The sequence below is a fragment of the Hymenobacter cellulosilyticus genome, assembly GCF_022919215.1.
Taxonomy (GTDB): Bacteria; Bacteroidota; Bacteroidia; order Cytophagales; family Hymenobacteraceae; genus Hymenobacter; species Hymenobacter cellulosilyticus.
The window spans coordinates 5,658,549-5,672,143 of the sequence record NZ_CP095046.1 but is presented as its reverse complement, the minus strand read 5'-3'; the positions used below and the strand labels follow the sequence as shown (position 1 = coordinate 5,672,143).

Here is a 13,595-nt window from a genome sequence, read left to right as displayed (position 1 = left end):
CTAAAAACTACAGAGTGGGCACCCCGTTCACGGTCGTGTACTTGAGCACGTAGCGTTTGTCGGGGAACATGTACTTGTAAGCACCCTGGGCCATAAGTGCCGCCTCGTGGAAGCCGCAGAGAATAAGCTTCAGCTTACCGGGGTAGGTGTTGATGTCGCCGATAGCGAAGATGCCGGGCACCGAGGTAGAGTAGTCCAGCGTGTTGACTTTCACCGCGTCGTCTTCGAGCTCCAGGCCCCACTCGCCAATCGGGCCGAGCTTGGGCGTGAGACCGAACAGCGGAATAAAGGCGTCCACGTGCAGGGTTTCAGTCGTGCCGTCGTTGGCTGTAATAGTCACGGCTTCCAAGCCATCCTGCCCGTGCACGTGCGTCACGTTGGAGGAGAGAACCAGGCGGGCCCGGCCGGCCTCGTGCAGCTTCTGCACTTTCTCGGCCGAGTCGGCGGCGCCGCGGAAGGTGGTGCCGCGGTGTACCAGGGTTACTTCCTTGGCCACGTCGGCCAGGAAGATGGTCCAGTCGAGGGCCGAGTCGCCGCCGCCGGCAATGACGATGCGCCGGTCGCGGAAGGTTTCCGGGTCGCGCACCATGTAGTACACACCACGGCCACCTTCGTAGTTTTCGAGGCTTTCCACGGCGGGCTTGCGGGGCTCAAACGAGCCCAGGCCGCCGGCAATGGCAATGGCTTTGCAGAAGATTTCGGTGCCGTCGGTGGTGAAGAGCTGGAACGAGCCGTCTTCAAGCTTGGCCAGGCGCTCTACCCGCTCACCCAGCGTGAAGGTAGGGTGGAAGGGCTCAATCTGCCGCATCAGGTTCTGGACCAGGTCGCCGGCCAGAATGTCGGGGAAGCCGGGAATATCGTAAATCGGCTTCTTAGGGTAGATTTCAGAAAGCTGACCGCCCACCTGGGGCAGGGCATCTACCACGTGGCAGCGCAGCTTCAACAAGCCCGCCTCAAACACCGCAAATAAGCCCACTGGGCCCGCCCCGATAATGCAGATATCGGTAGAAATGGAATTGGTCATGAACTAAGCAATAAGATGAGCGGCCGGCGCGGCCAGTAGCTTAACAACTAAGCCGCTGGAAACGTTGGCGCAAACGTCGGTTTGGCGGGACAAAACCCCACAAAATGCCACAACGCGTGGCGACTTTAGCTGAGTGGTAAAAGTCTGACGGGGCGCAAAGATACAAACAAGCGGGGCGTTTTCGCCGCCTGCCCTACGCTTTGCTTAACCAGGCCCTGGCCTCCTCCAGTGTACTGAAATAGCGGAAATCCAGCGGCAGACTCAGGGCGTCGCCCACGGCCCGGGCGGCCAGTCGCCCCAGCGGGGTCTGATTTTCCAGGATGGCGCAGTGGCTGTAGCCGGCCTCGCGCATGGCCCGCGGAATCCACTCCTGGGCTATCCATTGCTGAGCCGAGAGGGGCAAGGGCTGGCGCAGGCGGTGGTCGGTGAGTAGCTTACCCGTGCCGTGGTGCCGTAGGGCCTGCAGCGTGTGCTCATAAATGGAATGCAGCTCCTGGTCCTGGCACACTACATTAGCCCACACCAGCAGGATAAAGCCCTGGCTGTCGTAAGAAATGCTACAAAGCGCGTTGCGGAAGTAAATCGACGAAACGGAAGATGGCAATGACATGCCACAAAGAAACAGCGCTTTGGTGAACATCCACACGGAATGTTACCAAAGCGCTATATAATAGGGACCAACGCGCCGATTAGGCAAACATTCCCACTGCGTCCTTGCTCGGTAAAGCCGTTTTGCCGGTCAGCAGAGCATCCACCCGGCGGGCTACCTCGCGCCCTTCGGATATGGCCCAGACCACCAGGGACTGGCCCCGGCGCATGTCGCCGGCCACGAAAATCTTGGCCCGGCTGGTCGAGAAGTCGCCGTCGGCGGCCTGCACGTTGCCTCGGTCATCCAGGGCCACCCCCAGCTGCTGAAGCAAGCCTTCGTACTGCGGGGCGGCAAAGCCCAAAGCCAGCAGCACCATCGTGCAGGGAATTTCGCGCGCCGAGCCCTCGATTTCGGTGAAGTGCAGGCGGCGGCCCAGCACGTCGGTTTCCCAGGTGATATCCGTGACCAGCAAGGCCCGGAGCTGCCCGTTTTTGTCGGTCAGAAAAGCCTTGGTATTGACGCCCCAATACCGCTGGCAGCCTTCCTCGTGGGAGGTGCTGGTCCGGAAAATAGCCGGTTCCTGGGGCCAGGGCGTGTGAGCCGGCCGCTCGGTGCCGGGTTGGTGCATCAGGGCAAACTGGGTGATGGAGCGGGCCCGCTGCCGGTTGGCCGTGCCCACGCAGTCGGAGCCTGTGTCGCCGCTACCGATAACCACTACATCCTGTCCTTCGGCCCAGATGGCCTCGTCGAGCACAGGCAGGTTACTCACTCGGCGGTTGTGCTGGGTAAGGTAGTCCATGGCAAAGTGAATGCCGGCTAGCTCCCGGCCCGGCAGGCCCAGGTCGCGGGGCACGGTGGCTCCGCCGGCCAGCACCACCGCGTCGAAGTTGCGTGTCAGCTCCTCGGCGGGCAGGTCCTTACCAATTTCGGTATTGCAGCGGAAAATAATGCCGTCCTCTTCCAGGAGCTGAATTCGCCGGTCAATTACCCACTTATCCAGCTTGAAATCGGGAATGCCGTAGCGCAGCAGGCCGCCGGGCCGGTCGTCGCGCTCAAACACCGTGACGGTGTGGCCGGCCTTGGCCAGCTGGGCGGCAGCCGCCAGCCCGGCCGGACCCGAGCCCACCACGGCCACCGTTTTGCCCGACTTAAGCACCGGGGCCGTGGGCTGCACGTAGCCTTTGGCGAAGGCAATTTCGATGATGTGCTTCTCGATTTCCTCAATGGCTACCGGGGCCGAGTGGATGCTCAGCACACAGGCCGACTCGCAGGGCGCTGGACAAATCCGGCCGGTGAATTCGGGGAAGTTGTTGGTCGACGACAAAATCTGGTAGGCCTCGTGCCAGTCCTGCTTGTGCACCGCGTCGTTGAACTCGGGAATGATGTTGCCCAGCGGACAGCCGGCGTGGCAGAACGGAATACCGCAGTCCATGCAGCGGGCCGCCTGCTGGTTGAGCTGAGGCTCGGAGTACAGGCCCACAAACTCGTTGTTGTGCTGCACCCGCTCCTGGGGTGCGGCCTTGGGTGGCAGCTCGCGGCTGAATTCCTTGAAACCGGTAACGTGTCCCATGTTGCTATTCTGTGGTAGTCATGTGAGGGCAGCGAAACCTTTCCTTTTCTGGCCGTTGCAGCGCCCAGAACTTCAGTTTCGCCCGAAAGAGGTTGCCGCTGCCCTTCACATGACGTTCTTTTTAATGAGGAGTAAGCGCCTATCGGGCCGTGGCATAGTGGGCCTGCTGCAGCACTTTCTTGTATTCGGAAGGAAACACCTTGACAAAGCGCCCGGCTTCCTCGCCCCAGTTGCCCAGCAGATAGGCCGCCAGCTGGCTGCCCGTGAGCTGCTGGTGCTTGCGCAGCAAGGCCTGAATCTGGGCCTCGTCGTCGGCATCGAGCGGGTCGAGCTCCACCATTTCGGTGTTGCAGTTGTCGGGGAAGGTGCCGTCGGGGTCGTACACCCAGGCAATACCCCCGCTCATGCCGGCAGCGAAGTTGCGGCCCGTGCGGCCCAGAATCAGGGCCCGGCCGCCGGTCATGTACTCGCAGCCATGGTCCCCAACGCCCTCCACCACGGCCGTGGCCCCGGAGTTGCGCACGGCAAACCGCTCCCCGGCCTGCCCGCGCACAAACAGCTCCCCGGAAGTGGCGCCGTAGAGGGCCACGTTGCCGATGATGATGTTGTGCTCGGGTACAAACTTGCCGTCGGCGGCCGGGAAAATAGCCAGCTGCGCCCCGGAAAGGCCCTTGCCTACGTAGTCGTTGGCCTCACCTTCCAGGGCAAACGACAAGCCTTTCACGCTGAACGCCCCGAAGCTTTGCCCCGCTGAGCCATGGAAGCGGAAATTGACCGTATTCTCGGGCAGGCCGGCGGCATGGTAGCGCTTGGCTATTTCGTTGGAAAGCAGTGTGCCGATGGTGCGGTCGGTGTTGCGCACCGGAAACTCGGCAAACACCGGAATCCGCTCTTCCAGAGCCACCTGGGCGTGGTACAACAGCTGCCAGTCCAGAATATTGTCGAGGCCGTGGTCCTGAGCTTCGCTGTGGTAGAGCGTGCCGCCGGAGGGGTTGGCCGCCGGCTGCAGTACCCCTGACAAATCCAGCTTGCGGGCTTTCCAGTGGGTTATTCCCTCGCGCACCTTCAGAAACTGGGTGCGGCCCACCATGTCGTTGATAGTGCGGAAGCCTAGCTCAGCCATGATTTCACGCAGCTCTTCGGCCAGGAAACGGAACAGGTTTACGATGTGCTCGGGCTGCCCGCTGAAGAGCTTGCGCAGCTCCGGGTCTTGCGTCGCCACGCCCACGGGGCAGGTGTTGAGGTGGCACTTGCGCATCATCACGCAGCCGCCGGCTACCAGCGCGGCCGTGGCCACGCCCCATTCCTCGGCGCCCAGCAAAGCGGCTACGGCCAGGTCGCGGCCGGTTTTCATCTGCCCATCGGCCTGTAGCACCACCCGGCTGCGGAGCTGGTTGCGCAAAAGCGTCTGGTGGGCTTCGGCCAAGCCTAGCTCCCAGGGCAGACCGGCGTGTTTGATGGAGCTGATGGGCGAAGCCCCGGTGCCGCCGTCGTAGCCGGCAATGAGAATCACGTCGGCGTGGGCCTTGGCTACGCCCGCGGCAATAGTGCCTACGCCCGCCTTGCTTACCAGCTTCACGTTGATGCGGGCGGCCCGGTTGGCGTTTTTCAGGTCGAAGATTAGCTGGGCCAGGTCTTCGATGGAGTAGATGTCGTGGTGGGGCGGGGGCGAAATTAGGCCCACCCCGGGCGTGGCGTGCCGGGTTTTGGCAATCCAGGCGTCGACCTTGTGGCCGGGTAGCTGCCCGCCTTCCCCGGGCTTGGCACCCTGGGCCATCTTGATCTGCAACTCGTCGGCGTTGGTCAGGTAGTGGGCCGTGACGCCGAAGCGGGCCGAGGCAATCTGCTTGATGGCCGAGCGCATGGAGTCGCCGTTGGGCAACTGCTCGTAGCGCATCGGGTCTTCGCCGCCTTCTCCGGTGTTGCTCTTGCCCCCGATGCGGTTCATGGCAATGGCCAGGGTGCTGTGGGCCTCGTGCGAAATCGAGCCAAACGACATAGCACCCGTGGCGAAGCGCTTCATGATGCCTTCGGCCGGCTCTACTTCGTCGAGGGAAATAGAGGGCCGGTGGCGGGCAAAGTCGAGCAGGCCGCGCAGGGTAAACATCCGCTCGGGCTGCTCATTCACCAGCTTGGCGTAGCGGCGGTAGGTTTCGTAGTTGCCGGTGCGGGTAGCCAACTGGAGCAGGTGCACGGTTTCGGGATTGAACATGTGCGCCTCGCCCCGGCGCCGCCACTGGTACACGCCGCCGTCGGGCAACAATTGCTGCTCCTCGGGCGTGCTGCTCTTGAAGCCCTGAAAGTGCTTGTAGAGGGTTTCGCGGGCAATTTCATCGAGGCCCAGGCCGCCGATGCGGGTTACGGCGCCAGTGAAGTAGCTGTCCACCACTTCCTGGTTCAGGCCCAGAATTTCGAACACCTGGGCCCCGTGGTAGCTTTGCAGCGTGCTGATGCCCATTTTGGAGAAGATCTTCAGCAGCCCGTCGCACACGGCCTTCACGTAATTTTTCACCAGCTGGGGGTGCTCCTGACTGGTGTTGAAGTCGCCGCCCTGGTGCATGGTCTGAATGGTGGCCAGGGCCAGGTAGGGGTTGATGGCCGTGGCCCCAAAGGAAAGCAGGCAGGCAAAGTGGTGTACTTCCCAAATGTCGCCGGCTTCGACTACCAGGCCCACCGAGCCCCGGTGCCCCTTGCGAATCAGGTGGTGGTGCACGGCCGATACGGCCAGTAACGACGGGATGGGGGCGTGCTTGGAATCCAGGCCCCGGTCGGAGAGAATTAACACCTCAAAGCCGTCATTCACCGCGTCTTCGGCGTAGCGGCACAGGCGGGCCAGGCCGTCCTGCAACGAGCCGGGCTTGCCATCGGCCTTAAAGTAAGACAGCAGCGTCTTGGCATTGAACATGCCCGTGTCGATGCTGCGCAGCTTTTCCAGCTCCAGATTGTTCAGAATGGGCTGGCGCAACGCCACGCAGTGGCAATGCATCTTGTTCTCGTCGAGAATGTTGCCGTTGTTGCCGATGAACGTGGCCAGACTCATCACCAACCGCTCCCGAATCGGGTCAATCGGCGGATTGGTGACCTGGGCAAAGAACTGCTTGAAGTAGCTGCTCAAATGCTGGGGCTGGTCGGAAAGCACGGCCAGGGGCACGTCCACGCCCATTGAGCCGATGGGTTCCTTGCCTTCCAGAGCCATGGGCGTGATAATTGTGTCGATATCCTCGCGGGTGTAGCCAAATACCTGGTGGTACTTGAACACTGAGTCGGCGGCCAGGTCGGTAAACACCTGCCGGGGCTCGGGCAGCTCTTCCAGCCGAATCTGATAGTCATTCAGCCACTCGCCGTAAGGCTGTTGGGCGGCGGCCTGGGCCTTGATGCCCTGGTCGGTAATAATCTGGCCGGCTACGGTGTCGATGAGCAGCATCTTACCCGGCTGCAAACGGCCTTTCTGGATGACGGTCGACTCCGGAATGCTCAGCACCCCGGCTTCGGAAGCTACCATCACGCGGCCGTCGTCCGTCACCACGTAGCGCAGGGGCCGCAGGCCGTTGCGGTCCAGCATGGCCCCAATTTTCTGGCCGTCAGTGAAAATTAGCGCCGCCGGGCCGTCCCAGGGAGCCATAAAGGTGGCGTGAAACTCGTAGAACGCCTTTTTCCACGGGTCCATCTGGGTGTTGCCGTCCCAGGCTTCGGGCACCAGCATCATCATTACGTGCGGCAGGGAGCGGCCCGAGTGCAGCAGGATTTCCACGATGTTGTCGAGGCAGGCCGAGTCCGACTGCCCCTCGTCGATAACGGGCAGCAGCATGTCCATTTCCTCGGCGGAAAAGTACGGCGACACGTAGCTGCGCATGCCGGCGTAAAACCAGTTCAGATTCCCCCGCAGCGTATTGATTTCGCCGTTATGGGCCAGCAGCCGGAAAGGCTGGGCCAGCTTCCACGACGGAAACGTGTTGGTCGAAAAGCGCGAATGCACCATGCCGAAGGCCGAGGTAACCCGCTCATCCGACAAGTCGGGGAAGTAGCCGCGCACTTGGTAGGTGGTGAGCTGGCCCTTGTAAACAATGGTTTTGCAGGACAGGGAGGCGAAGTAAAAGTCGCCGCCGGCCTTGAGGTTGGCTTCCAGCACCAGCTTGGTGATGTAGCGGCGCAGTACGTAGAGCTTGCGCTCAAAATCCTCCGGATTGGTAACCCCGGCCGGGCGGCCAAAGAAAACCTGCTCCATGTCGGGCTCGGCAGCCAGAGCCGTAGGACCGATTCCGGCGGGGTTCACCGGCACCGGCCGGAAGCCCAGCACGGCCATGCCCAGCGTTGCCGCCGCGTCGTGAATCAGCTGGCGGCAGGCATCCTTGGTCGAGTTTTTCTTGGGCAGAAACACCATGCCCACGCCGTAACTGCCGGGCTCGGGCAGGCGGATGCTCAGGGCGGTGCATTCTTCCAGGAAAAACCAGTGGGGCAGCTGCAGCAGCAGGCCGGCGCCGTCGCCCGAATCGGAGTCGCAGCCACAGGCACCGCGGTGCTCCATGTTTTCGAGCATGGTCAGCGCATCGGCAATAATCTGGTGCGACTTCTGCCCGTTCAGATACGTAATAAAGCCGGTGCCACAGGCATCGTGCTCAAACTCGGGGCGGTACAGACCCTGCGCGCTAGTATCGGGTGTCATCGGATATCGGTGTCGTGGGGAGTCCGTCGGCCAGTGTGGATGCAGGCCGAAATGGCAAGATATTCCCCTGCACGAAGCAGGCACGCCAGACTTACTCTGGCCTACGATTTCCAACGGCGCCCAAAGGCCGGGATTTACTTTGTTAATACACTGTAAATCAGTGTATAAGCGTGTTTAATAGCGGCGTTACGTTACAATAGCCGATGCGTAGCATCTGGGGCAGAGGCTCTTATTGAGGTTGAAATGGGTGCCAATGACAAGGGCTTCAGTCCGCTGATTCACGCCTTGCGGCAGCCGGGCTTGCAGACCCAGGCTGGGCAATGGAGCGGAACGGCGGGCTGAAGCCCCGAGCCACACTTTCACTAACTATCGAGCGATAAGAATAAAATCAGGCGGTGCGCTCTTCCAGGATGTAGCCGATGCCGTTGAGCGTATGAATCAGCTTGGGCGAGAAATTCTTATCTACTTTTTTGCGCAGGTAATTCACGTAGACGTCCACCACGTTGGTGCCGGTGTCGAAAGCCAGGTCCCAGACCTTTTGCACAATTTCCTGGCGGGTAACGGCCCGGCCCTGGTTGTGCATAAAATACTCGAGCAGGGCCAGCTCCCGGCCCGTGAGGTCGATGCGCTTGTCGCCGCGCTTCACTATGCGGCTACGGCCGTAAAGCTCCAGGTCGGCTACCTTCAGCACGTTTTCCGGCGGGGCCGCCGCGGGGTAGCGCCGGTGCAGGGCCCGCAGCCGGGCCAGCAGTTCGCCGAACTCGAAGGGCGTGACGAGGTAGTCGTCGGTGCCGGCTTCGAAGCCCTGAAGCTTGTACTCGGTGGTGGGGTTGTCGGTAAACATCAGCACCGAGAGCTTGTCGTGGTGCTGCCGGATATAGCGGCACAGCTCGAAGCCGCTGGATTCGGGCAGGTCGGCCTTGAGCAGCACCGCGGTGTAGATGGTGGTTGCCAGCATCTGTTGGGCCGAGGGTGCATTCAGGGCCACGGCTACGGTCAGGTTATGTTGTTCCAGGCCGCGCTTCAGCAGCGCGGCGGCCATTAAATCGTCTTCTACCAGCAAAATATTCATCCGCGCACAAGCAGTGGTCATCACGGCTCCCGGCGGCCGGTGGGAGGCTGCCGGAAGCAATGACCGGGTTGACAAAAGGTACTCAGGGTGGGATGGGAAGCGGGTGGGGCAAACAATCGGGCTACGGTACGCCCAGGGCAGCGTCGGCGTCGAAGGGCGGAATGGCAATGATAGGACCCGCGCCGGTGCTAACCGAATAGATGGAAGGAGCCTGGGTGAGGCTGCCAGCCAGGCGGCGCAGGCCTTCGGGCGCCACCTGGTAGCGGAATATCGTGTCGTACTCGGCAAAGTCGCGGCGCACGTCCACCTCCAGGTCGCGGATGACGCCGCCGTGGATGTCGTACACCCAGCCGTGCAGGTGCAGCGGCGTGGTGGCGTTCTGTACGGTCGAGCTTTGCTGCAGGTTGTAGACTTGCTCAATAACGTTGAGTTCGACCAGGCGGCGGTAGCGTTCCTCCTCGGTTTCCAGCGCGCCCAGCTCATGGTCGTGCTTGTGCATTACCTCGCGCACAGTGCTCAGCCAGCTGTGCACCACGCCCGCGTCTTCGTTCTGCATGGCCGTTTTTACGCCCCGGCAGCCGTAGTGCCCGCACACAATAATGTGCTGGATGTGCAGCTGCTCCACGGCGTATTGCAGCACCGAGGCCAGGTTCAGGTCGGTACTCACAACCAGGTTGGCCACGTTGCGGTGCACGAATACCTCGCCAGGCGCCGTGCCGGTCATCTCACTAACCGACACGTGGTTGTCGGAGCAGCCGATAAACAGGAATTTGGGCGTCTGCTGGGCCGCGGCCTCGAAGAAGTGGGGGTTGCGGCGCAGCTTCTCGGCCACCCAGTTGCGGTTGTTGTCGAAGAGCTTGTAGTAGGCTTCAAAGTCGGCTTCCTTGCTGCTCACGTGGGGCTGACCAGCCAGGTTCTGGGCGTAATCTTCGCCTTTGCGCAGGAAAATCAGCTGAATGTTGCGCTGCCGGGCCGTTTCGCGGAAGTTCTCGATGGCGCTGAGCACGTCCCGGTCGATGTAGGCCGAGTTGGTGCCATCAATTTCCACGGTGGTGTTCACCGGAATATCCTTGAGCACGGTCATGATGCTGGCCTTGTTCAGGAACGAGACATGCTCGCCCAGGCTGATGCGCAAGTGCTCCTGGCCCTGCACCGAGTAGCTTTGGAAGAAGTGGGCATTCTTGTAGGTTTCGCGCAGCACAAAGAACAAGCCCACCGCCGCGCCAATGCCGATACCAATGAGCAGGTCGGTCAGCAGAATGGCTACGATGGTCACGATGAAAGGCAGAAACTCGGTGATGCCGGCCTGGAAATGCTGCTTGAAGATGCTGATGCGGCCCAGCTTGTAGCCGGTCACGAGCAGGATGGCTGCCAGGGCTGCCCAGGGAATCAGGTTGAGCAAGCCCGGAAACAGCACCACGCTTATTACGAGCAGGCTGCCGTGGACCAGGGCCGCCAGCTTGGTGCGCCCCCGGCGTTGATGCTCACCGAACTGCGCACGATAACCGAGGTGAGGGGCAGGCCGCCCAGCAAACCGCTCACGATATTGCCGACGCCCTGCGCCTTGAGCTCGTGGTTGGTGGGCGTTTTACGCTTCAGCGGGTCCAGTTCATCCGTAGCTTCTACCGCCAGCAGGGCCTCCAGGCTAGCTACCAACGCAATGGAAAAGGCCGCGGTATATACTTTCAGGTTGGTAAGCTGGGAAAAGTCGGGCAGGGTAAACAGGTCGAGAAACTCCCCGGCACTTTTGGGCACGGGCAGCTGCACCAGGTGCGTGCCGGCCAGCATATAAGCCGGGTTGAGCAGGCCCGCCACGGTGTTGAGCGTAATGCCGATGATGATGACAATCAGCGCCGCCGGTACCGCCGACAGCACTCGGTTATTCTTAAAGAAGGGCTGTTCCCAGGCAATGAGGACGGCCAGGCTTACCAGGGCAATGACCAGGGCCGTGGGGTTGAACTCGCGCACGGCGTGTTCCATCAAGCCTTCCAGGTTGCCGCCGTTCCAGGAGAACAGGGCCAAGGACTCCACCGCGTCGGCGTCGTAGCCCAGAATATGGGGCAGCTGCTTCAGAATCAGAATAATGCCAATAGCGGCCAGCATGCCTTTGATAACCGAGGACGGAAAAAAGTTGCTGATAATACCGGCCCGCAGCACGCCCATCAGTATCTGTAGGCCACCAGCCACGCACAATGCCAATTGTAGGGCCCGAAATGAGCCCAATGCCTCCAGGCTACTAACCACAACCAGAATCAGACCGGCCTCAGGCCCGGAAATACTGACCGCCGAGCGGCTCAGAGCGCCTACTACCAAGCCCCCGACGATTCCGGCAATAATGCCCGAAAACAGTGGGGCGCCCGACGCCAGCGCAATACCCAGGCATAGGGGCACGGCCACCAAAAACGACACCAGGCCACCTTGCAGATCATTCTTGAAGTATGAAAAATCCCAGGTTTTGGGCGCAGCAGATATACTAGACATAGGCGAAGGAAAAGGCATGGTGATTCCGGCGCGGCCCAGAAGCCGCGAAGTGGAAATGAAGGACAGGAAGTCGGACACAGAGCCGGGCACATGGACTCGGATGCGGGCGGCGCAGCGTTAAAGAGGTTTTCTAATCAGGTGGGCCGACAAAAAGAGCTTCGTACTCAGATGGTTGAAATATCCGCTACAAATGTATAGTCTTAATACGGGGCTAGAATTAAAGCAGTATTATAAGCTTATTAGATTCTGGTTAAAAATTTATTAGAAACTGATGAAAGTAAATTGTTTTGAGAAATTGGAAATTAACGGCATAAAACAACTTTAACTATAATTTAATCGGAGTAGTGATGTTCAATCAAGATATTGATAGTAAGGCAACTATAATGTTGAGCTTGGCTTAGTAGTTTTTTGAAAGGCGAAATATTTTGTTTTTATATTCCTGTATGAAAACGTTTTAATTTTAAATTAAAGACTTCTAATCAGTGTTTTTAAGCAGTAATTACTACATGTCATCTAAAAGTATTTTGATCTTGTTTAAGGCTTCTTAATATTATTTTAATTTACGGACAGAGCCTAATTATTGCAGAGTTAGCCATACACAAAAGCACCCTGCAAGCCATTGAGTAGTGGCCTGCAGGGTGCTGATATCTAGGTGACGTTACGGGCTACGCCTTCTGCTTGCGGCGGCCTTCCAGAATGCGGAAGAAGGAGCGGGTATGGATTTCGTCCAGGGTGAGGCCGGTGGCCAGCACTTCCTCTTCGGTGATGGCGCCGCAGTTCATGGCCTTGAGGAAGAAGTTGAGCAGGCCCTGACCCGTGGCGGCGTCGTCGAAGATGTCGCCGGTGAGCGTGGAAATGGCGGCCCGCTCCACGAAGGTTTTCAGGCGGTTCAGCGCGTCGTCGTAGGAGCTCAAAAAGAAGTTGTAGGTGGCCGCGTAGCGCATCGGCAGCTGGGCCGGGTTCAGGTCCCAGCCCTGGTAGAGGCCGTTGACGAGCGAGTGGGTGGTGTGGTGGAAGCCCTGCCGCCAGGCGTTGTGCACCGAGTCGCGGTTTTCCTTGAGCTGCTCAAATGAGAGGTTGTCGCCGCGGTGGGGGCCGATGGGCATCACGTTGGTAGCCCCGTCGGAGAGGAAGATGCCGGTGCCGCCCAGGGCCACCTTGGTCATATGGTGGGCAAAGTCGCAGACGGGGTGGGCCATGGTCTGGTACTTGGCCGTAATGCCGGCCGAGGCCGTGTAGTCGTAGGTGCCGAAGTGAGCCGCCACGCAGCGGCCCTCACTGGCCCGGATGATGCGCATAAGCGGGTTGCGGCCTTCCTCATCCATGATGATTTGGGTGGCCTCCACCATAGTTTCCATCTTCAGCGTACCGGGCGCCAGGTTGTTGGCTTGCTCAATCAGCTCAAACAGACGCACCATTGTGGTCATCTGCTCGGGAATGGTCACCTTGGGCAGCATCACCACGAAGTTGTCGGGCAGCTTGCCGCCGGTAGCTTCGAGCAGGGTGGTCAGGAAGATATCGAGCGTACGGACGCCCCGGGCCTTGAGGTCCTCGGTGAAGGGCTTGATGCGGATACCAATAAAGGGCGACAAGGTGCCGTTCTGCATGCCTTTGGCTACTTCCTGGGCGGCGCGCACGGCCGTTTCGTCTTCTTCCGCGTCGGGCCGGTTGCCGAAGCCGTCTTCGAAGTCGACCCGGAAATCTTCCACGGCTTCGCGCTGCAGCTTCTTGATGATCTTGTTATACACCGAATAGGCCAGCCAGGCGTGTTCCTGCTTCCGCTCGGCCTCACTCATGGCGTCGAGGCGCTCGGTCAGGGCATGAATGTCTTTTTCCAGGCTGGGCAGGTGCTCGTGGCCCTTGAGCTGGAGCACGCGGGCCAGCTCGGTGAAGTTGGGGGCATAGGTGCGCAGGTTGTTCAGGGCAATTTCGCCCATGCGCACGCAGGTATCGGACTTAAACAGGTTGGCGCCACCGTACACGGTGTGTACCGGCTGGCGGTCAGGCTTGTCGCCAGGATAAGTCTGCTGAAAATGGCGGTTTGCCACGCCGAGCTGGTCCAGCAGCTGGCTTTTGTCGGTGTCTTGTAAGCTGAGTTTCATATGGGAGAAAAAGGCGGGAATTCTGGGAAGTCGGAAAGGTATTTTGTTCGTCATTCCGAGCGCAGCCGAGGAATCTCGCGTGCTGACGGTTGAG

7 protein-coding genes and 1 pseudogene are annotated in these 13,595 nt (G+C 60.2%); all 8 read right to left on the bottom strand.

All coding sequences use genetic code 11. The features are described 5' to 3' along the window. Nucleotides 1-7 precede the first annotated feature (7 nt). Nucleotides 8-1,024 carry an NAD(P)/FAD-dependent oxidoreductase gene (locus MUN79_RS27710; protein ID WP_244675678.1) on the bottom strand — a complete coding sequence of 339 codons (1,017 nt, stop codon included), beginning with the start codon at nucleotides 1,022-1,024 and terminating at the stop codon, nucleotides 8-10. Nucleotides 1,025-1,217: 193 nt separating this feature from the next. Beyond that, complete coding sequence (locus MUN79_RS27705) at nucleotides 1,218-1,634, bottom strand: STAS/SEC14 domain-containing protein (protein ID WP_244675677.1); 417 nt, start codon at nucleotides 1,632-1,634, stop codon at nucleotides 1,218-1,220. 79 nt (nucleotides 1,635-1,713) lie between these two features. Then, nucleotides 1,714-3,183, bottom strand: coding sequence for a glutamate synthase subunit beta (locus tag MUN79_RS27700; protein ID WP_244675676.1), 1,470 nt, complete (start codon nucleotides 3,181-3,183; stop codon nucleotides 1,714-1,716). Nucleotides 3,184-3,322: 139 nt separating this feature from the next. After that, entirely contained in the window at nucleotides 3,323-7,846 is a 4,524-nt protein-coding gene (gltB, locus tag MUN79_RS27695) for a glutamate synthase large subunit (protein WP_244675675.1), read from the bottom strand. Between the two features lie 388 nt (nucleotides 7,847-8,234). Then, nucleotides 8,235-8,918, bottom strand: a complete 684-nt coding sequence (locus MUN79_RS27690; protein ID WP_244675674.1) for a response regulator transcription factor — start codon at nucleotides 8,916-8,918, stop codon at nucleotides 8,235-8,237. A 121-nt stretch (nucleotides 8,919-9,039) separates the two neighbouring features. After that, nucleotides 9,040-10,002, bottom strand: a complete 963-nt coding sequence (locus MUN79_RS27685) for a carbonic anhydrase (protein ID WP_311136804.1) — start codon at nucleotides 10,000-10,002, stop codon at nucleotides 9,040-9,042. A 249-nt stretch (nucleotides 10,003-10,251) separates the two neighbouring features. Further along, nucleotides 10,252-11,399: pseudogene (locus tag MUN79_RS27680) on the bottom strand (SulP family inorganic anion transporter); the annotation flags it as partial. 665 nt (nucleotides 11,400-12,064) lie between these two features. Further along, entirely contained in the window at nucleotides 12,065-13,501 is a 1,437-nt protein-coding gene (locus MUN79_RS27675; RefSeq protein WP_244675673.1) for a DUF6986 family protein, read from the bottom strand. Nucleotides 13,502-13,595 lie beyond the last annotated feature (94 nt).